Raw genomic sequence first — 17,689 nt, 5'->3', positions numbered from 1 at the left:
CCCATGCTGATGCCTCGCAAGGTCAAGCACCGCAAGCAGCATCACCCCGGCCGTTCCGGTATGGCCAAGGGCGGCACCTCGGTGTCGTTCGGCGAGTTCGGCATTCAGGCGTTGGAGCCGGGCTACGTCACCAACCGGCAGATCGAGTCGGCGCGTATCGCGATGACCCGCCACATCCGCCGTGGCGGCAAGATCTGGATCAACATCTACCCGGATCGGCCGCTCACCAAGAAGCCCGCCGAGACCCGCATGGGTTCGGGTAAGGGTTCGCCGGAGTGGTGGATCGCGAACGTCAAGCCCGGTCGCGTGATGTTCGAAATGTCGTACCCGAACGAGGAGACCGCGCGCGAGGCCCTGCGCCGCGCGATGCACAAGCTCCCGATGAAGTGCAGGATCGTGACGAGGGAGGAGCAGTTCTGATGGCTACCGGAACTCCGGCCGCAGACCTGCGCGAGCTCACCGAGGAGGAGCTCGTCGCCCGCCTGCGTGAATCGAAGGAAGAGCTGTTCAACCTGCGCTTCCAGATGGCGACGGGCCAGTTGCAGAACAACCGTCGCCTGCGTGTGGTCCGTCACGAGATCGCTCGTATCTACACGGTCATGCGTGAGCGCGAGCTCGGCCTGGCCTCGGCCCCGGCGGACAAGGGAGACGCGGCATGAGTGATGCCAAGGGTCCGGCCAAGACGCCGGCCAAGGAAATCGAGCGCGGCAGCCGCAAGGTGCGGATCGGCTACGTGGTCTCGGACAAGATGAACAAGACCATCGTGGTCGAGCTCGAGGACCGGGTGAAGCACCCGCTCTACGGCAAGATCATCCGCACCACCTCCAAGGTGAAGGCCCACGACGAGAACGAGATCGCCGGCGTCGGCGACCGCGTCCAACTCATGGAGACCCGCCCCCTCTCCGCCACCAAGCGCTGGCGGCTGGTGGAGGTCCTGGAGAAGGCCAAGTAGGCCGTTCTCCGAGGCTCGAAACACGAAGGCCCGCTTCCCTTTCGGGGGAGCGGGCCTTCGTCGTGGGGCCGACACGCCGCGCGCCGACTGGCGGGTCGCCCCCTCGATTCGCTACCGTAGGCGGGCTATGAATGGGGCAGTGACGGCTTCTCCCGCGGCCTGGCGGGTGGATGATGGGGCGGCGGTTTCGTTTCGGGACGCGACGGTGGCGTGGGCGTTGGCCGCGCACGGGGTGCTCGTCGAAACCGCAAAGGGTTACGGGCATTTCGTGACCATCAACGATCTCGGCGCGCAGGTGCAGGAGATGTCGGGGGTGCGGACCGGGGCGCCCACGCGGACGTGGGTGGACGCCGTGTTGCGGAAGGTCGCGCGGCGGTGCCATGCGGCGGGGGAGCCGCCGTTGACGGCGTTGTGCGTGCGGCCCAACCACACCGTCACCGACAGTTATCGGTATGTGCTCGAGTTGGCGGGGCTGCCGGTGCCGGAGGACATCGAATTGCATGCCGCGTACGCGCGGTGGCAGTGCTACGCGGCGCATGGGACCGATGTGCCCGTTGGGGTTCCGCCGTTGACGCCGAAGGTCGCGGCCAAGCGTGGGTTGAGCGTCGAGCGCGTGGAGCCGAAGGCCGAACCGGCTCGGGCGCGGATGTGCGGGGAGTGTTTCGTGCAGCTGCCCGCTAGCGGAATCTGCGGGTTCTGCAACCCATCTCGGTAGGCCCTTCGCTTCGCTCAGGGACAAGAGGTAGTTGCTCTGGGCCAAAGGGATCGTCCGCTAGACTGCGCCGAGTTCTTTCCGAGTTGTGCGCTTTCTGAATACCTGTGACCCCGATACGAAACGGATGGCGATGGTATGGCGGATGAAACAGTGCTCGTGACCGGTGGGACCGGCTTTCTGGCCACCCGGTGTATCGCCCAGGCGCAAGGCGCGGGGTATCGCGTGCGGACGACCGCGCGGGACAATGCTGCGGCGCAACGGATTCGGGAACAGGTGGGGGCCGCGGGGGCCGCCGACCCGTACGCGGTCGAGGTCGTTCCGGCCGATCTGACCGGGGACGGGGGCTGGGCCGAGGCCGTCGACGGGTGCGACTACGTCCTGCACGTCGCCTCGCCGGTACCCGCGGGCCAGGTGGCCGACGAGAACGAGGTGCTCGTCCCCGCGCGCGACGGCACCCTGCGGGTGCTGCGCGCGGCCCGGGCCGCCGGGGTCCGCCGCGTCGTGGTCACCTCCTCCTTCGGCGCCATCGCCTACGGCCACCCGGATACGAAACGCCCCTTCACCGAGGAACAATGGACGAATCTCGACGAGCCCGCGCTCGCGCCGTTCGTCCGGTCCAAGACCCTCGCCGAGCGCGCCGCCTGGGATTTCGTCGCCCGCGAGGGCGGTCTCGAACTGTCGGTGATCAATCCGGTCGGCATCTTCGGACCCGTTCTGGGACCGCGCTTTTCGACGACCATCCCGCTCATCCTGAAACTGCTCGACGGCACCGCGCCCGCCTTGCTGCCGCTCACCTTCGCCGTGGTCGACGTGCGCGACGTCGCCGATCTGCACCTGCGTGCCATGACCCACCCGGCCGCCGCGGGCGAACGCTTCATCGCCGCCGCGGGGGACGTCATCGCCATGCCCGATATCGCCGCGCTGCTGCGCGACCGGCTCGGCCCCGACGCCGACCGCGTCCCCACCAAACAGCTGCCGCTGTGGATGGTCAAGGCCGCTGCCAAGATGGTCCCCGGCATGGCCGAACTCGGTCCGAACCTGGGCCGGGTCCGCCGCGCGAGCAATGTCAAGGCACGCGAAACCCTCGGCTGGACACCGCGTTCCACCGAGGACACCCTGCTCGACACCGCCCGCAGCCTGTTCGCCCACGACCTGGTGCACGCCGCCGCGGTCGCCCGATAATTCCGTGGCGCGCCGACGGCGCACCTGTCAGGCTCGATGGAATGCGGTCGTACCGAGAGGTTTTGAGCGCCGCGGCGGTGCGCAACGTGCTGCTGCTGGGCGTGCTCGTGCGCATCCCGTTCTTCGCCGCCACCGTCCTGCTGGCCCTGCACGTCGTGCAGACACTGCACGGCTCCTACGCGCAGGCGGGCGCGCTCGCCACGGTCGTGACCCTGTGCACGGCCGCGAGCGGTCCGTGGCGGGGACGGATGCTGGATCGCCTGGGCCTGCGCCGTACCCTCGCGCCCTCGCTCGTCGTCGGCGCGGTCTGCTGGTCGATCGCCCCGTTCGTCTCCTATGTCCCGTTGCTCGTATTGGCCGCCGCGGCAGGGCTTTTCGATATCCCCGTCTTCGGGGTGGTGCGGCAGGCCGTGATCGCGGCGACCACCGAACGCACCCGGCAGGCCGCGCTGGCCCTCGAGTCGGTGTCGGTGGAGGCGGCGTTCATGATCGGGCCCGTCATCAGCGTCGCGGCCACCACGGTCGGCTCGACCGGGACGGTGCTGTTCGGCGTGGAGTGGTCGATGATCCTGGCGGGCGCGCTGATGTGGTGGTGGAATCCGCCCCTGCGCGGCGAATCCGGCGACGGATCGTCGGTGGTGCTCCGGCGGCACTGGTTCCGCGTCGAATTCGTCGCCGTCTGCCTGGGCGCGACCGCGGCGGTGGCGGTGCTCGCCGCCGCCGAACTCACCTTCGTCTCCGCGATCCGGGAATTCGGGGCGCAGCGTTGGCTGGGCGTGGTGATGGCGGTGTGGGGATTCGGTTCGCTGGTGGGCGGTTTGGTGTACGGCGCGATGCGGCGGTCGATCTCGACGTTCCTGCTGCTGGCCGGGCTCGGCGCGGTGACGCTGCCGATGGCCCTCGCGAACGGTCCGTTCCCGCTGGCCGTCGCCGGGCTGGTGGCCGGACTGCTGTGCGCGCCAACGATTACCGCCTCCGTCGACCAGCTCAGCCGGATCGTGCCCGAGGGCGGGCGCGGCGAGGCGATCGGCTGGCACGGGGCGGCGATGACGCTGGGCACCGGCATCGGCAGCAGCATGGCCGGGTTGGCGATCGACGCCGGGGGTTCGGCGGCGGGATTCGGGGCGGCGGGCGTGCTCGGCCTCGGCGCGGGCGCCGGATTGGCGATGGTGGCGGGTCTGGGCGCGCGGCCGTCGGCGCGGGAGTACGCTCCGGTGCGCTGAATTTCGCCAGGCGTTTTGTTTCGTGTGAGAATTTCGCCGGTCGGGAGTTCGAACTTTCGGCGCGTCGAATGCGCATACCGGTAGCACGATGCGACCCGGTGGAATACGCTTCGCGCGGAGAAACCGCCTATTGGAGGGATATTGACCACCACCCCGAGCACGCTGGAGCGCGGCGACGGGGGAACCGATGGCCGGCGACCGGTGCCCCTGACACAGCTCATCCACCTCATGTCCGAGTACGAGCGGCTGGGCGCACATCGGCAGACGTTCCAGCCCGCTCCCATCAGCAACGACACGGTCGTGCGCGGCTGTGCGCTGGTGGCGGGCGGACTGCTCGTCGTCGGCGTCATCTGCGCGACGGCGGGATCCCTCGTCGGCAGTGCGGCGGTCGCCGTGCTGGCTCTGGTGCCGCTGTCGGCCCTCGGCCTGCGCGGCCAGCACAACAGACGCCGCCGCGGCGCCCGGCTGGACCTGTTCGACCACGGCATGACCGTGTACTTCTCGGGCCAGGAGATCGTCGCGTTCCGTTGGGAGACCGTCCAGATCCGGCAGCTGGTGATCCCCTTCCGCCCCGCCGACGCCGCGGCCACCGATTATTCGTTCACCGTCACCGGACCGGGCGGGGCGCACGCCGAATTCGACGAACAGCTGTTCGCGAACGCGCGGGAATGGGGTCCGCACATCCAATCCGCCGTCACCGCAACGCAATTGCCGCGCGTGGTCGCCGCCATCGACGCGGGCCGCACGGTCGATTTCGGGGAGATCACGGTGAGCCTGGACGACATCGGTTACCAGGGCGTCGCCTACGCGTGGGAACGGGTGCAGACCATCGACGCCCGCGACGGCATGGTCCGCCTCAAATGCGACGGCCACTGGATCTCGCTGGCCCCGGTGGGCACGATCCCCAACTTCTACATCTTCAACGAGGTCGCCGAACGTCTGCGGATGGCCGCCGCCACCGACCAGATCGCCCTCGATGCCGCCCCGGCCGAGGCCGACCAGGACACCGACGAGGACGAGAACCTCAGCGCCTGAGGCGTTTTCGACAACCGCGGGAGGACCGATGGCCGACGTCAGCGACGAGATGATGCGCACGCGGATCGCGCAGGCCGCGCCGTACACCCTCGTGCTGCTGCGGAAGGCGCCGGATTTCGATGCGCAACAGGCGTTTCCGATCATCTGGGAGCACGGCCGCCGCAATATGTCGCTGCAACTGGACGGCATCATGCCGATCATCTGTCCGATCCGCGACGATTCGTCCATGGCCGGGGCGGCGATCCTGACCGTCGGCCTCGACCGCGCCCGCGAACTCCTGGACGCCGACCCGGGCGTGCGGGCGGGCATCTTCACCTACGAACTGCACGCCTGCACCAGCTTCCCCGGCTCGGTCCTCCCACCCCCCGCGACCCCGGAACCCGAGTTCCCGCGCTGACTCAGGGTGGGCCGCTAACTCACGCCCACGGGCGCGTCGAGGGTGGCCGCGATGGCGTCGGCGAGTTCGGTGCCCTTGATCTCGAAGTGGCGGGCGAAGTAGGTGAGGTGCTCGCCGTGTTCGTGGAAGTGGTGGGGGGTGAGCACGGCCGAGAACACCGGGACATCGGTGTCGAGTTGGACGCGCATGAGCGCGTCCACGACCGTCGAGGCGACGAAGTCGTGGCGGTAGATGCCGCCGTCGACCACCAGGGCGCAGCCGGCGAGGGCGGCGTACCGCCCGCTGGTCGCCAATCGCTTGATCCGCAACGGGATTTCGAAGGCGCCGGGCACCTCGATCACCTCGACCTCGGGGTAGCCGTGCTCGGCGAGCCGGGCTCGGGCGGCGGCGACGGCCTTGTCGACGATGTCGGCGTGCCAGCGCGCGGCGACGAGGGCGATGCGGTGGGACGTGGGTGACATAGTTCCTCCATGTTCGCGGTGTCACCCAGGGCAACGCGAACGCCGAGCGGCCGCGCACGACCGCCCCGGTCCCGCGTTCTCTTCCATCCGGACTGTGACCGTCGGCTCCGGATTCGCACCGGAATCTGCTCGACCCACGACCTCGCGGCCGTGGCGCTCGCGGGCTCGGACACCCGGACCTGCCCGAATGCCATCACCGCCGGTGGGGAATTCCACCCCGCCCTGAGAACGTGTACGCAGCGGACCTTAACAACGCCCGCGGGCGGCAGGCAATGAATTCGCGCACCCGCGAGCGAAATCACCGTCAGACGAAGGCGACGGTGATCACCTTCCCGGTGCCCGACAGCACGCCCGCGCCGAGGCAGCCCCCGATCATCTCCGGCGTCAGCACGTTGTAGTCCGCCACGATCCGCACCCGGCGTCCGGCCCCCAGCCCGTCGATGACATCGAGTTCGCCGACGGTCGGCTGCACGATCCCCACCGGCCACTCCCCGCGCACGGTACTGGTCTCCCCGTCCGACCAGTAGATGGTGAACGTCAGCGGACCCTTCGCGGGCCGCAGGCAACTCGACACCGACTCGTGCACCCCCGCCACCGTGGCCCCGCCGATCCCGTCGAGCCCCACGCAGTCCCGCAGCACCCCCGCCGTGGTGAAGGTGACCTGTCGCGGAATCATATTGATCGGCTGGTCCACCGCCCAGGTGAGATCGCCGTTGCCGCACCCGCTGCCCCCGCTCGGCTCCGCCTGCGCCACACCGCCGAACGGCGCGACGGCGAGTACGCAAAACACCACTCCGGCACAGATTTTCGCCCGCGTGAACATGCGAATCCTCCCTCACGGCCCTCGGACGAAAGCCTAGCGGCCGAGCCGAGGATTATCGAAAACCGCTGCGGCGCAATGTCTTGCTAGCAATGGCAAGGTCGTGCCAGGACTGGCGGTGGCCCGTGTCACGCGCGCACAGGATTAGCGTCGTGCCCGCCGGTTATCCAGGGAACGAGTTCTAGGAGGTCGTCATGCCCATCAATTTCCGTCAACGTAAATCCTTCGGGCCGCTGAAGTTCAACTTCACGCGGTCGGGTCTGTCCTCGTGGGGCATCAAGATCGGGCCGTGGTCGTGGAATTCGCGCAGCCGGAAGAACAGCGTCGACCTGCCGGGGCCGTTGAGCTGGCGGCAGCGCTGAATCCGGCGGCCTTGACCTGAACTTCGGTTCAGGTAGCAGGCTGGCCGCATGACAACGTTCAGCACCGCCGTCGGCTCCTGGGTCGAGCGGGAAGCTCATCCGCTGCGCACGCTCGACCCGGCGGCGGCGCTCACCGATCTGGGACCGTTCGGCGAGATGGTGGGGGAGGCGAGCGTGGTGGCGCTCGGCGCCGCGACGCGGGATACGCGCGAGTTGTCCGCCGTGGCGCATCGGCTCGTCCGATATCTGGTGGAGCGCAAGGGTTTCCGTGCCGTCGTCCTCGAGGGCGACGACGCCGTCAGCGCCGCGGCCGACGCGTATGTGCGTGACGGGAGCGGCGACCCGCGCGCCTTGCTGGCGCACGCGCGGAGCTTCTGGCGCACCGAGGAGCTTCTCGAGGTCCTCGTCCGGCTGCGGGACCACAATCGGCGACATCCGGCGGATCCCGTGCGGATCGCCCACCCGGAGCCCGATCGGTACGTCGGGCCGGGGACGGGCGGGCTCGAGGAGATCGAACGGATGTTGGCGGACAACGTGATCCGGTGGCACGAGAACACCGGGGACAGGATCGTCTACTGGGGCGGGACGGCACACACGGCCGCCGCGGCGGCGCGCACCGTCCGCTTCGCGGGTCGGTGGGTGACGCACCGCAACGCGGGCGGGTATCTGCGGCGGCATTTCGGGCCGGGCTACCTCTCGGTGGGGCTCACCTTCGACCACGGGACCTCCATGGCCTACGAATTCCCCTCGCCGCCAGCGGATTTCGCCGAAGCCTCGCTCGGCGGGGCCGACGCCTTCCTGCTGGATCTGCGCGCGGCCGGCGACGACGTGCGGTCCTGGCTGGATCGACCGGCGAAGACCCGGCTCATCGGTCCCGAATATGATCCGGCCGAGGACGCCTCCTACCACCTGTCCGGCGGCACGGTCGCCGAATGGTTCGACGTGGTCGTGCACAACCAACTGGTAACGCCCGCGCGACTTCTCGGTTCCTGAAGTCGTTCGATCCCTACCATTGGGGACGCTGAGCAACATCTGTGTGGTTCCACCCGATCCGGGTCGCGTCGACCCGGCCTGCCGCGGAGGTGTGTCATGTCGGTACCCGATTTTCTCGCAGCGAAGATCAGCCACGGATTCGATCATCTGGATGTGGACGGCGACGGTCGGCTGACCGAGCACGACCACGTCCTCTACGGCCAGCGCGCCGCCGCCGGGCTGGGACATCCGCCCGGCTCCGACGCCGAACGCAGCATTATCGATGCGTACGTGGCGATCTGGCGCGACCTGCACCTGCCCCATATTCCCGACGGCGGCACCGCGATCACCAAGGAGCAGTTCGTCACCTCCACCCGCGGCCTCGCCGACGACCCGGCCGCCGCCGACGCCACCGTGGGCGCCCTGGCCGACGCCTTCCTCGCCATCGCCGACACCGATGCCGACGGCACCGTGGACCCCGCCGAATTCCTGGCCTTCCAACGCGGCCACTTCCCCAACCTCAGCGAGGCCGAGATCCACGAGGCATTCACCCACCTCGATACCGACGGGGACGGCCGCCTGTCCCCGGAGGAGTTCCGCCGAGCGGTGATCGACTACTGGTCCAATCCCGACCCGGACGCCCCGGGCAATTGGTGGATGGGGCGCCCGAATTTCGGGCTGGGCTGAACGGCCGCCGGGCGGCGGATCTCGCGGGCGCGCTGGAGGATTGGCGCGCCTGCGTCGAAAGATGCTATCCGGAAGAATCTTTGATTGACTCGATCGGGTGAAGATCAAATATCTCGCCGGATCGGCGCTTTTCGCCGCGGCACTCACCATGGCGGGCGGCGCGGTCGCGGGCGCGGCTCCCGCGCAGGCCGTGGACAACGACACCGTGTACTTCAGCTACGCCGGTTCGAACTGTTCGATACACGCCAATGGCGATGTGGGGTGCGATATCCCCGGTGGCACCAATTTGTACGGGATCCAGGTTCCCGATCTCGCGATCGATCTGCCGTTCCTGCCCGCGCATCCCACGTTCGGCCTCACCGGCCCTCACGGAATCGCTGGCAGCCCACAGATTTCGGGCACCCTCACCAACGGCGGGGCCAGTTGCACCGGCGGCGGCCGGGGTGCGTTGTACTGCACCTCGAAGGGGCACAGCTTTAGCTTCGGCTGGTCGGGCACCACCATCAGCTGACGCCTTGCGCTCGCGGCATCACCGGCCGGTGCCGATCAGGCGGGTGGCCGCGTCGCGGATCACCGGCCGGTGCCGATCAGGCGGGTGGCCGCGTCGCGGATCACCGGCCGGTGCCGATCAGGCGAGCCGCCGCGTCGCGGATCACCGGCCGGTGCCGATCAGACGGGCCGCCGCGTCGCGGATCACCGCCGCGGCCTCGGAACGGGTGCTGATCTCCGGCATCTGCACCAGCCACCAGGTCGCTCCGGCGGCGCGGTACTCGTCCGGGTCGCGGTCGGCGGTGCCCGCGACCGCGACCTCGAAACCGTCGAGGCCGCTCCGGAATTCGGCGATGATGTCGAGCATCGCGGTCAGATCGGCGGGTGACGCCTCCGGGCAGCACCCGTCGAATCGGGCCGCCCGCCGCAGCGGCGCGCGGTGCAGCGACTGCGTCGCCACCCAGATCGGAATGCGCGGAACCTGTACCGGGCGGGGCAGGAAACTCAACCCGTCCACCCGGAAGTGCGGACCGCGGTGCTCGACCACCCCGCCCTGCCACAGGGCGGTGATCACCTCGAGGCTCTCGTCGAGCAGCCGCGCCCGCGCCCGCGGATCGGCCTCCTCGCCCAGCGCGGTGAGCTCACCGCCGTTGTTCGACCCCAACCCGACGCCGAGGACGAAGCGTCCTCCACCGAGCTGGTCCAGGGCCACGGATTGCCGTGCCACCTCGTGCGGCCGCCGCCGCGACAACGGCGTCACGCGCGGCCCGAACCGCACCGTGCGGGTCGCGGCCGCGATCGCCGCCGAGGCGATCCACGCATCGCACACCGGCAACCCCGGATGCCGCGGCCGGACCACGTGGTCCCAGACGAAGACCCCGTCGAAACCCGCCGACTCGGCCGCGGCCGCGAGATCGGCCAGCACCCGCGGATCGGCCAGTTCCCCGAACGGCGGCAGATACACCCCTAGGCGCATCGGCCCAGCGTAGAGCGCCGACCGGCGTCGAATCGGCCGACACTCCGCACCCGGCGGCACGCTCGGCCGAACCCATTGCGGGCGAGACGAATTCGTCCCGATTTCGACATCGTCGGCGCGGCGGCGGGGAGGATGGGGGCTGTGCCCGATATCTCCGCGGCGACCGACGAGGTCGAACCCTCCGAGTTGGAGGGCTATTGGCATCACGTCCTCGGTGACACCTTCGCGCCGGTGAACCTGGAGGGCTGGGACCTTTCCCCGGACCCGATGGCGCGGCTGACCGGGACGGTCCGCGGCCGGATGCTGTTCGCCGAGCTGACCGCGAGCCCGCACATCCATCGGCGGACGCCGCGGTGCATCCGGCGATCGGACGCGGCGTACTTCCAGATCGCCGTCCTGACCGAGGGTGCCGCGTCCCTGGAGCAGGACGGTCGGATCGCCGAGCTGATGCCGGGCGATTTCGTCGTCTACGAGAACTCGCGGCCGTTCACCTGGACGTTCTACCGCCCGTGGTCGGTATCGGTGCTGTCGGTGCCCTCGGACGCGGTGCCGCTCGGCGAGGGCGAGCGCCGCGGCGTCAGCGGGCGGGTGCTGTCCGGGCGGCACGGATTGTCCGCAGTGGTCGGCAGATTCGTGCTCGACCTCGTCCGGCACGGTGCCGACGTGCCGGAGTCCCGGTCCGAGGAGATCCTGGCCCGCACCACCGATCTGGCGGTCTGCCTGCTCGCCGAACCCGGCGAGGTCCGGCACGCCGATGCCGCGCAGCGGAGTCTGACGACGCGCGTCAAAGCCTATATCGAGCAACATCTTTCGGACCCGGCGTTGTCGCCCAACGACATCGCCGCGGCGGCGCACATCTCGACGCGATACCTGCACAAGCTGTTCCAGGCGGAGAACGAGTCGGTCGCGCTGTACATTCGCCGTCGCCGTCTGACGCGGGTGCGCGCCGAACTGCTCGAACGCCGGTGGGCGCACCTGAGCATCGCGACGCTCGCGCATCGCAACGGCTTCGGCGATATCAGCGGATTCCATCGGGTCTTCCGCGCGACCTACGGAATCAGCCCCGGCGCACTGCGGCGTGGGCACGCCCGCCGCCCGGAAGGCGATGATGCGCTCTCGTCCCCATCGAGTGCGCGGACGTCCGCGCCGGAACCACCCCTGATCACCGACGATGTGACCGGCAGTTCCGGGTGCGCGAATCCCGCCGCCCTGCCGACGAGGAGGTTGCCATGAGCAAACCGACGATCGTGCTCGTCCACGGTGGTTTCGTGGACGGCGCCGGGTGGCGCGGCGTCTACGACGAACTCACTCGCGACGGCTTCAGCGTGCGCGTGGTCCAGAACGCCACCACATCCCTCGCCGACGACGCCGCGACCACCCGTCGGATCCTCGACGGCGTCGACGGCGACGCGGTCCTCGTCGGGCACTCCTACGGCGGCGCGGTCATCACCGAATCCGGCACCCACCCCAAGGTCGGTGCCCTGGTGTACATCACCGCCTTCGCCCCCGACAAGGACGAATCGGTGAACAGCCTCCTCGCCACCTTCCCGCAGGACGGCCCGCAGCCCCCGATCCTGCCGCCCGTCGACGGCTACCTGTTCCTGGACCGAACCAAGTTCCACGACTCCTTCTCGGGCGACCTCACCGCGCAGGACGCCGCGTTCCTGGCCGACGCCCAGGTCCCCTGGGGTCTCGACGCGCTCGGCGGAGCGATCACCGACCCCGCCTGGCGCGGCAAGCCCAGCTGGTACCTGCACGTCACCGAGGACAGAATGATCCCGCCCGCCGCCCAACTGTCGATGGCCGAACGCATCGGCGCCACCATCACCGAAACCCCCGGCAGCCACGCCATCTACGTCTCCCGCCCGGACGTCGTCGCGAACCTCATCCGCACCGCCGCCGCCGCGGTCTGATCGCGGCCGCGCCCCGCCGGGTCGCTCGCTCAGCCCGAAATGGCATAGGGGCGGCGGATTTTGCGGGCCGCGTCGAGGATGCCGAGGATTCGGGAGCCGGGGAGGCCGATGTTGGCGCCGATGGCTACGGGGGTCCAGGATTCGTCGGCGAGGGTGAGGATTTCGGCGAGCTGCTCGACGGGGAGTTTGGACAGGCCGCGTTCGGAGATCTCGCGAGCCACGGCCCACACCTCCACGTCGTCTATTTCGGCGGCGTAGTCGGTGTCGTCCTCGGTCGGAGGTTCGGGGTCGATCTCGTCGTCGGGGTTCACTGCGACGGGGGCGGGGGCCGCGACGGGGTAGGCGCGGCGGGGCGAGGGCGGGTCGAGGGGGGCGTCGTCGAGGACGAGCTGGGTCGCGCGGTCGATCGCCTCGTGGGTGCGGGACCTGCCCGTCTCGGGTTCCGGGGCGGGGAGGGGGCGCCGGGTGTAAGGATGTTCGGCCCCGGCTGTTCGCTTACTCGTGGGTCGATTCTCCTTGGGCGCCCGGTCTTTTCCCGTGCTGCCCGGAGGGGGTGTCGCGTCGTTCGCGTCCGGCCGGTCCGAATCGTCGCGCTCGGAAATCTGTTCCGCCGCAGTGTGTTTCGGCGCCACGTCCCCGCCCGGCTCGGCACCGAGGGGGTACAGCACCGGGTGCCCGTTGTGCGAGCCGTTTCTCGCGGGAGTCGGGTTCTGGTCGTTCGGAATTCGGTGGCCGTTGCGGAGGACGGGCTCGCTCGGCTCCGACGGGTGCGCGTGACCGTTACGGCCGTGCGACGCGGCCGAATTCGGCTCCGCCCCGGCGACCGACGTCCGAATCTCGGTATGCGCGTGGCCGTTCCGCCCCGTCGTCTCGGCCGCTTCCCGATGCTCCGGGTTGTACTCCACCACGGGCTCGGGCGCGCGATACGGCCCGGGGAAGACGTCCGCGTACCCCTCCCCGAGCTCCCGGCCACCGGTGGCGTATCCCGACGTGAGGGCGAGCCCGGCCGAGCCGAATCCGTCCGCCACATCCGCCCGCTCACTGGTGACGACCGTCGACTCCGCGTCCCGATCCTCGAGGGGCACCGCGTCGATCAACTGCGCGTACCGCGCCGACACCCACGCGTGCAGCCAGATCACCACGCCCACCATCACGGGAGCGACGGCGGCCTCCGCGGCACGAGCGGGTGCATGCGAAACCAGATGCGGCCCCGCGTTCAACGCGATGGTGACGCCGAGCAGGGCCGCCTCCAGGAAAACCACCTTGCCCCGGGCGATTTCGCGTCCCCAGCGCGCGGCCGTCGTGGCCACGACCATGATGGTGATGATCGGGATCGAGATCATCGCCTCGAAGCCGTAGCTGAGCCAGTACAGCGGGTCGCGCATATCGCCGCTGGGCACGAGGTTGTGCTGCACGTTCACCCCGGCCCACAGCATCCCGAGCACGACCACGCCGATCAGGGCGCGCGAGGACCATTCGGCGCGGCGATACAGCTGGGCCAGACGGGCGTCCGGGCTCGACACGCGACGGCGGGCCGCCAGCGCGCGACGATGCCAGCGCAGGTCGGCGTCCTCGGCGCGGCGCACCGACAGCGCGACGCGCCGGTCCCGCTTCTCGGCGGTCAGCTCGGCCGCGACGGCCCGGCGGCGCTGGCGGCGGCGCTGGGCCCGAATCCATTCGGCCAGTTCGCGTTCCGCGGCGAGTTCCGCCTCGGACAGCTCGTCGAACAGCGCGGGGTCGCTCTGCAGCGGCAGTTTGCCGCGCGCGGTCGCCACGCGCTGCGCCAACGCCGCGATCTCGGAAGTGCCGGACTCGTCTTTCATGGCCTCGCTCCGCTCGGCGGGGTGGTGTGCGTTTCCGCGTGGTGCAATGCCTGAGGGCGATCACTCGAACGTATGTGTGATCGAGGTGAGAGTAATCCGTGACCTGTCCGTGGTCAATGCTCGATCCGAACACCAGTTCGGTGACGCGCCCGAAAACGCCCCGCTACCGGCGACTTTCGGGATCAGCGAAATGCGACATGCCACGCCAGCGCGGCGGCCAACGCGCCGGCGCCGTTGAGCGACCAGTGCAGCGCGATCGGCGCGAGCAGACTGCCGCTGCGACGCCGCAACCAGGTGAACACGGCCCCCGCCGCGGCCGTCGCGACCACGGCGAGGCCGATGCCCGCGACCTGCCCGGCCACCCCGCCGCCGAGAATGCCGCTCAATCCGCGATTGCCGCTGGTCAAACCGAGCGACGAGGCGATGTGCCAGAGCCCGAAAAGCAGTGAACCGGCGGCGAATACGCCCCGCACCCCCGACGCGCGGTCGAGCGCGCCGTGCAACACGCCGCGAAACGCCAATTCCTCCGGAATGGCGGTCTGCAACGGAATGACGATCATCGAGGCGACCAGCGCGCCCGACACCGTGGCATATCGATCGGCCAGAAAGAACGGCCGCGTGATCGGCAGCAGCGCGCCGACGCCGACGGCCGCCAGCACGATGCCGACCGAGCCGAGCGCGTACACCGTCCCGCGCCGCCAGTGCCGCGGCGAGAGCCCGAGTTCGGCCCAGCCGAGTCCACGTCGCCGCATCAGGCCCACCAGGGCGATCGCCGCGAGCGGCACCGTGACGACGTTCGCCCACGCCGAGGTGAAGTGCGCGATCAGATTCGTCCCGGCCAGCACGACGACAACGACGGCCACGTCGAGCCAGGCGTGCAGGCGTCGGGGCGGGTCGGCGTTATCGCTTCGAGACATCGCGGCAAGTCTACGTTCATCCGCTCGGGGCGCCGCGGGCATGTCGGGCCGAACTACCCCTTGCTCTATATGTATACGTCTACGTATAGTCAGCGCAGGGCGCGACGGCCGTCGAGCCCGACGCGCGGACCCGGGTGCGTCACAGGAGTCAATCCGCGAATGGAGAAGTCATGACCACCGAATCGGAACCCGCGAACGTGCTCGAGGACGCGTTGCGCGAGATCGTCGTCAAGGACGGCCCCAACGGCCTGCGCGGCAAACGCTTCATGGGCCGCTTCCTGGCCCGGACGCGCGACTGCACCAAGGTCGGTATCGAGAGTCACGAGGTCTACCGCAGCCGCACCGGCAAGTTCGTCGTGCAGCGCCACATGGCCGAATGGGCCGAGTTTCCGAACCGCAAAAATGTTGTGGCGGACCTGGGTTCGAGCTGGAAGAATTGGCGCAACTTGTTCGGCCTCGGGCCCGAGGAGCCGGACTGGGGGGACTACTCCGTCGAGATCGTCGACTCGATCGACGAACTGCGCGAGCACATCCCGGCGAAACTGCATCGCCGGGTCGTCGCCGCGGTGGAGACCCCGTACACCGAGGATCTGAACATCTGACACCCGGTCGACGGGAAAGGAACTTTCGACATGTTCGCACGGTTGGGCCGCTTGGTCGTCCGCCATCCGTGGAAGACCATCGGTCTGTGGGTGCTGATCGTCATCGCCGTGGTCGCCACGGCGCCGAAGCTCACCTCCACCACCGACCAATCCGACTTCCTGCCTTCGCATTACGAGTCGATCCAGGCGGCGCAGCTCCAGGAGAAGGCGTTCCCGCAGGTGTCCGCGCCCGCGGCGATCATCGTCTTCGAACGGTCCGACGGCGCGCCGCTCACCGACGCCGACGCCGCGACCGTCGCGGCCGTCACCACCCAGCTGAGCGATGCCCACCTGGCCGACGTCACCGCGATCCAGGCGACGCCGCCGTCGGAGAACCGCCTGATCCAGATCGCCGCGGTGCAGATGACGAAGATCACCAGCGCCGGGGACACGCGCCAGGCCGACGCGGTCAAGGCATTGCGAAAGGCCTTGCACCCCAAGGTCGACGGCACCGATCTGAAGGCGGGCATCACCGGTCAGGCCGCGCAGGGTCTCGACGCGCAGGAGTCCTCGACCAAGGGTCTGGCCATCATCGGCATCGCCACGATCGTGCTGATCCTGGCCCTGCTCCTGGTGATCTTCCGCAGCCCGGTCATCGCGCTGTTGCCGATCGTGGTGATCGGCGCGGTCACCGGTGTGGTCAACGGCCTGATCGGTTGGGTCAGCAAGGGTTTCGATCTGAAGATCGACAGTTCGGTCAGCTCGATCCTCGTCGTCGTGCTCTACGGCGTCGGTACCGATTACATACTGTTCCTGATGTTCCGCTATCGAGAACGGTTGCGGGCGGGCGAGGATCCGAAGACGGCCATGGTGTCGGCGGTGAGCCGGGTCGGCGAGGCCATCACCTCGGCGGCGGGCGCGGTGATCATCGCCTTCATGGCGCTGATCCTGTCCACGCTCGGCATGTTCCGCTCGCTGGGTCCGGCGCTGGCGATCGCGGTCGCGGTGGCGTTGCTGGCGGGGCTGACGCTGGTTCCGGCGATCGTATCGCTGTTGGGCACCAAGGTGTTCTGGCCGTCGAAGGCGTGGAAGTCCGAGCCGAAGGGGGCGCGGTTCGGCGCCGTCGGCGGCGCGCTCGGACGGCGTCCGGCGGTCTTCGCGGGGGTGTCCGGCCTGCTGCTGATCGCCTTCGGCGCCATCGCGATCGGCTTCAACCCGACCTTCGATCTCACCTCCGGATCGACCTCCGACGCCTCGGAATCGGTGGTGTACAGCAGGGATCTGCTCAAGGGCCTGCCCGCGGGCGTCACCCAGCCCTCCGATGTGCTGCTGAAATCGCCCGGTCCACTGACCGACGAACAGCTGACGGCCTATCGCAACGCGCTGCGCGTCGACGGCGTCGGGCAGGTCGCCGATCCCGTTGTGTCCGTGGACAAGACGGTCGCCGACTTCAAGGTCACCCTGGCGTCTGCGCCGGAATCCGACGCCGCCCTCGCCACCGTGCGGGGTCCGCTGCGGGACGCGGCGCACGCGGCGGCGCCACCGGGCAGCACGGCCGTCGTGGGTGGTCTGACGTCGGTGTTCGTCGACTTCCAGGCCGCCATGAATCACGACTACGCCGTGGTGTTCCCCGTGGCGGCGATCCTGATCATGATCGTGCTGGCGCTGTTGCTGCGCAGCCTGGTCGCGCCGTGGTACCTCATGTTCTCGGTGTTCCTGGGCTTCGCCGCGACGCTGGGCGCGGCGGTGCTGGTGTTCCAGCATCTCCAGGGCCAGACCGGGCTGATCTTCACGCTTCCGTTGATCATGTACCTGTTCGTGGTCGCGCTCGGCACCGACTACAACATCCTCATGGTGGCGCGGTTGCGGGAGGAGGCCCGCGAGGGCAACGAACCCCGGCAGGCGGCGGCGCTGGCCGTCCGGCACACCGGTCCGACCATCGCGGCGGCCGGTGTCATCCTGGCGGGCACGTTCGCCTCCATGATGCTCGCGGGCAATACGGTGTTGTCGCAGATGGGATTCGCCATCTCGGTCGGCATCGCGATCGCCGCGTTCGTCATGGCGATGTTCTTCACCCCGGCGCTGACCGCGCTGATCGGACACATCGCCTGGTGGCCCGGCCACGGTGACGCGGTACGGGAACCCAAGGAGGACACCGACATTCGGCCCTCGGTCGAAGTCTGA

21 protein-coding genes and 1 riboswitch are annotated in these 17,689 nt (G+C 69.4%); of the genes, 16 read left to right on the top strand and 5 right to left on the bottom strand.

Annotated features, from left to right (window positions below; genetic code table 11):
- The first annotated feature begins 3 nt into the window (after positions 1 to 3).
- From rplP to ACWDSJ_RS06325, 8 genes are all read left to right on the top strand, one after another.
- Positions 4 to 420 carry a 50S ribosomal protein L16 gene (gene rplP, locus ACWDSJ_RS06360; RefSeq protein ID WP_387362961.1) on the top strand — a complete coding sequence of 139 codons (417 nt, stop codon included), beginning with the start codon at positions 4 to 6 and terminating at the stop codon, positions 418 to 420.
- Positions 420 to 659 (top strand): 50S ribosomal protein L29, encoded by a 240-nt coding sequence (gene rpmC / locus ACWDSJ_RS06355; RefSeq protein WP_062507077.1) that lies wholly within the window; start codon positions 420 to 422, stop codon positions 657 to 659. Before rplP ends, rpmC begins: the two co-directional genes overlap by 1 nt.
- Positions 656 to 952, top strand: a complete 297-nt coding sequence (gene rpsQ / locus ACWDSJ_RS06350; RefSeq protein ID WP_387362957.1) for a 30S ribosomal protein S17 — start codon at positions 656 to 658, stop codon at positions 950 to 952. Before rpmC ends, rpsQ begins: the two co-directional genes overlap by 4 nt.
- A 139-nt stretch (positions 953 to 1,091) precedes the next feature.
- Positions 1,092 to 1,667, top strand: coding sequence for a hypothetical protein (locus ACWDSJ_RS06345; RefSeq protein ID WP_450029677.1), 576 nt, complete (start codon positions 1,092 to 1,094; stop codon positions 1,665 to 1,667).
- Between the two features lie 135 nt (positions 1,668 to 1,802).
- Positions 1,803 to 2,849, top strand: a complete 1,047-nt coding sequence (locus ACWDSJ_RS06340; RefSeq protein WP_450029675.1) for an NAD-dependent epimerase/dehydratase family protein — start codon at positions 1,803 to 1,805, stop codon at positions 2,847 to 2,849.
- A 41-nt stretch (positions 2,850 to 2,890) separates the two neighbouring features.
- On the top strand, positions 2,891 to 4,072 hold the full coding sequence (locus ACWDSJ_RS06335) for an MFS transporter (RefSeq protein WP_387362942.1): 1,182 nt from the start codon (positions 2,891 to 2,893) through the stop codon (positions 4,070 to 4,072).
- A gap of 228 nt (positions 4,073 to 4,300) precedes the next feature.
- Positions 4,301 to 5,107, top strand: a complete 807-nt coding sequence (locus ACWDSJ_RS06330) for a DUF6585 family protein (protein ID WP_450029672.1) — start codon at positions 4,301 to 4,303, stop codon at positions 5,105 to 5,107.
- Positions 5,108 to 5,135: 28 nt separating this feature from the next.
- On the top strand, positions 5,136 to 5,504 hold the full coding sequence (locus ACWDSJ_RS06325) for a hypothetical protein (RefSeq protein ID WP_387362936.1): 369 nt from the start codon (positions 5,136 to 5,138) through the stop codon (positions 5,502 to 5,504).
- A gap of 14 nt (positions 5,505 to 5,518) precedes the next feature.
- Here ACWDSJ_RS06325 and ACWDSJ_RS06320 read toward each other — a convergent pair whose 3' ends face one another.
- Both ACWDSJ_RS06320 and ACWDSJ_RS06315 read right to left on the bottom strand, forming a co-directional pair.
- On the bottom strand, positions 5,519 to 5,965 hold the full coding sequence (locus ACWDSJ_RS06320; protein ID WP_450029670.1) for a 6,7-dimethyl-8-ribityllumazine synthase: 447 nt from the start codon (positions 5,963 to 5,965) through the stop codon (positions 5,519 to 5,521).
- A 71-nt stretch (positions 5,966 to 6,036) separates the two neighbouring features.
- Positions 6,037 to 6,199: riboswitch (FMN riboswitch) on the bottom strand.
- Between the two features lie 70 nt (positions 6,200 to 6,269).
- The gene (locus ACWDSJ_RS06315; protein WP_450029668.1) at positions 6,270 to 6,788 is read right to left on the bottom strand and encodes a hypothetical protein; all 519 of its coding nucleotides are present in this window, start codon (positions 6,786 to 6,788) and stop codon (positions 6,270 to 6,272) included.
- 191 nt (positions 6,789 to 6,979) lie between these two features.
- Between ACWDSJ_RS06315 and ACWDSJ_RS06310 the strand changes: the two genes are divergently transcribed.
- The 4 genes from ACWDSJ_RS06310 (at position 6,980) to ACWDSJ_RS06295 (ending at position 9,317) form a co-directional block, all read left to right on the top strand.
- On the top strand, positions 6,980 to 7,147 hold the full coding sequence (locus ACWDSJ_RS06310; RefSeq protein WP_387362930.1) for a DUF4236 domain-containing protein: 168 nt from the start codon (positions 6,980 to 6,982) through the stop codon (positions 7,145 to 7,147).
- Between the two features lie 48 nt (positions 7,148 to 7,195).
- On the top strand, positions 7,196 to 8,140 hold the full coding sequence (locus ACWDSJ_RS06305; RefSeq protein ID WP_450029666.1) for an erythromycin esterase family protein: 945 nt from the start codon (positions 7,196 to 7,198) through the stop codon (positions 8,138 to 8,140).
- A 96-nt stretch (positions 8,141 to 8,236) separates the two neighbouring features.
- Positions 8,237 to 8,806 (top strand): EF-hand domain-containing protein, encoded by a 570-nt coding sequence (locus ACWDSJ_RS06300; RefSeq protein WP_450029664.1) that lies wholly within the window; start codon positions 8,237 to 8,239, stop codon positions 8,804 to 8,806.
- A gap of 97 nt (positions 8,807 to 8,903) precedes the next feature.
- Positions 8,904 to 9,317 (top strand): hypothetical protein, encoded by a 414-nt coding sequence (locus ACWDSJ_RS06295; RefSeq protein ID WP_450029662.1) that lies wholly within the window; start codon positions 8,904 to 8,906, stop codon positions 9,315 to 9,317.
- 141 nt (positions 9,318 to 9,458) lie between these two features.
- On the opposite strand, the gene ACWDSJ_RS06290 is transcribed toward ACWDSJ_RS06295, so the two are convergent.
- Positions 9,459 to 10,271, bottom strand: coding sequence for an LLM class flavin-dependent oxidoreductase (locus tag ACWDSJ_RS06290; RefSeq protein WP_450029660.1), 813 nt, complete (start codon positions 10,269 to 10,271; stop codon positions 9,459 to 9,461).
- Between the two features lie 141 nt (positions 10,272 to 10,412).
- Between ACWDSJ_RS06290 and ACWDSJ_RS06285 the strand changes: the two genes are divergently transcribed.
- Both ACWDSJ_RS06285 and ACWDSJ_RS06280 read left to right on the top strand, forming a co-directional pair.
- Entirely contained in the window at positions 10,413 to 11,504 is a 1,092-nt protein-coding gene (locus ACWDSJ_RS06285; RefSeq protein ID WP_450029658.1) for a helix-turn-helix domain-containing protein, read from the top strand.
- Positions 11,501 to 12,184 carry an alpha/beta fold hydrolase gene (locus tag ACWDSJ_RS06280; RefSeq protein ID WP_450029656.1) on the top strand — a complete coding sequence of 228 codons (684 nt, stop codon included), beginning with the start codon at positions 11,501 to 11,503 and terminating at the stop codon, positions 12,182 to 12,184. The genes ACWDSJ_RS06285 and ACWDSJ_RS06280 overlap by 4 nt, the downstream gene beginning before the upstream one ends.
- A gap of 29 nt (positions 12,185 to 12,213) precedes the next feature.
- Here ACWDSJ_RS06280 and ACWDSJ_RS06275 read toward each other — a convergent pair whose 3' ends face one another.
- Together ACWDSJ_RS06275 and ACWDSJ_RS06270 are read right to left on the bottom strand one after the other, a co-directional pair.
- Positions 12,214 to 14,007 carry a hypothetical protein gene (locus ACWDSJ_RS06275; RefSeq protein WP_450029654.1) on the bottom strand — a complete coding sequence of 598 codons (1,794 nt, stop codon included), beginning with the start codon at positions 14,005 to 14,007 and terminating at the stop codon, positions 12,214 to 12,216.
- Positions 14,008 to 14,189: 182 nt separating this feature from the next.
- Positions 14,190 to 14,924 (bottom strand): CPBP family intramembrane glutamic endopeptidase, encoded by a 735-nt coding sequence (locus ACWDSJ_RS06270; protein WP_450029652.1) that lies wholly within the window; start codon positions 14,922 to 14,924, stop codon positions 14,190 to 14,192.
- Positions 14,925 to 15,094: 170 nt separating this feature from the next.
- Between ACWDSJ_RS06270 and ACWDSJ_RS06265 the strand changes: the two genes are divergently transcribed.
- Both ACWDSJ_RS06265 and ACWDSJ_RS06260 read left to right on the top strand, forming a co-directional pair.
- A complete protein-coding gene (locus ACWDSJ_RS06265; RefSeq protein WP_450029650.1) occupies positions 15,095 to 15,526 on the top strand; it encodes an EXLDI protein in 432 nt (143 codons plus the stop codon).
- A gap of 30 nt (positions 15,527 to 15,556) precedes the next feature.
- Positions 15,557 to 17,689 carry an MMPL family transporter gene (locus tag ACWDSJ_RS06260; protein ID WP_450029648.1) on the top strand — a complete coding sequence of 711 codons (2,133 nt, stop codon included), beginning with the start codon at positions 15,557 to 15,559 and terminating at the stop codon, positions 17,687 to 17,689.

Source organism: Nocardia sp. NPDC003482 (assembly GCF_053588115.1).
The sequence above is the reverse complement of the archived record's forward strand: the minus strand, read 5'-3'. Positions and strand labels throughout refer to the sequence as shown.

Excerpts from the sequence above, each read along its gene's own strand:
- rplP (WP_387362961.1), top strand. The coding sequence starts at position 4 with ATGCTGATGCCTCGCAAGGTCAAGCACCGCAAGCAGCATCACCCCGGC.
- rpmC (WP_062507077.1), top strand. The coding sequence starts at position 420 with ATGGCTACCGGAACTCCGGCCGCAGACCTGCGCGAGCTCACCGAGGAG.
- rpsQ (WP_387362957.1), top strand. The coding sequence starts at position 656 with ATGAGTGATGCCAAGGGTCCGGCCAAGACGCCGGCCAAGGAAATCGAG.
- ACWDSJ_RS06340 (WP_450029675.1), top strand. The coding sequence starts at position 1,803 with ATGGCGGATGAAACAGTGCTCGTGACCGGTGGGACCGGCTTTCTGGCC.
- ACWDSJ_RS06335 (WP_387362942.1), top strand. The coding sequence starts at position 2,891 with ATGCGGTCGTACCGAGAGGTTTTGAGCGCCGCGGCGGTGCGCAACGTG.
- ACWDSJ_RS06330 (WP_450029672.1), top strand. The coding sequence starts at position 4,301 with ATGTCCGAGTACGAGCGGCTGGGCGCACATCGGCAGACGTTCCAGCCC.
- ACWDSJ_RS06325 (WP_387362936.1), top strand. The coding sequence starts at position 5,136 with ATGGCCGACGTCAGCGACGAGATGATGCGCACGCGGATCGCGCAGGCC.
- ACWDSJ_RS06320 (WP_450029670.1), bottom strand. The coding sequence starts at position 5,965 with ATGTCACCCACGTCCCACCGCATCGCCCTCGTCGCCGCGCGCTGGCAC.
- ACWDSJ_RS06315 (WP_450029668.1), bottom strand. The coding sequence starts at position 6,788 with ATGTTCACGCGGGCGAAAATCTGTGCCGGAGTGGTGTTTTGCGTACTC.
- ACWDSJ_RS06310 (WP_387362930.1), top strand. The coding sequence starts at position 6,980 with ATGCCCATCAATTTCCGTCAACGTAAATCCTTCGGGCCGCTGAAGTTC.
- ACWDSJ_RS06305 (WP_450029666.1), top strand. The coding sequence starts at position 7,196 with ATGACAACGTTCAGCACCGCCGTCGGCTCCTGGGTCGAGCGGGAAGCT.
- ACWDSJ_RS06300 (WP_450029664.1), top strand. The coding sequence starts at position 8,237 with ATGTCGGTACCCGATTTTCTCGCAGCGAAGATCAGCCACGGATTCGAT.
- ACWDSJ_RS06290 (WP_450029660.1), bottom strand. The coding sequence starts at position 10,271 with ATGCGCCTAGGGGTGTATCTGCCGCCGTTCGGGGAACTGGCCGATCCG.
- ACWDSJ_RS06280 (WP_450029656.1), top strand. The coding sequence starts at position 11,501 with ATGAGCAAACCGACGATCGTGCTCGTCCACGGTGGTTTCGTGGACGGC.
- ACWDSJ_RS06275 (WP_450029654.1), bottom strand. The coding sequence starts at position 14,007 with ATGAAAGACGAGTCCGGCACTTCCGAGATCGCGGCGTTGGCGCAGCGC.
- ACWDSJ_RS06270 (WP_450029652.1), bottom strand. The coding sequence starts at position 14,924 with ATGTCTCGAAGCGATAACGCCGACCCGCCCCGACGCCTGCACGCCTGG.
- ACWDSJ_RS06265 (WP_450029650.1), top strand. The coding sequence starts at position 15,095 with ATGACCACCGAATCGGAACCCGCGAACGTGCTCGAGGACGCGTTGCGC.
- ACWDSJ_RS06260 (WP_450029648.1), top strand. The coding sequence starts at position 15,557 with ATGTTCGCACGGTTGGGCCGCTTGGTCGTCCGCCATCCGTGGAAGACC.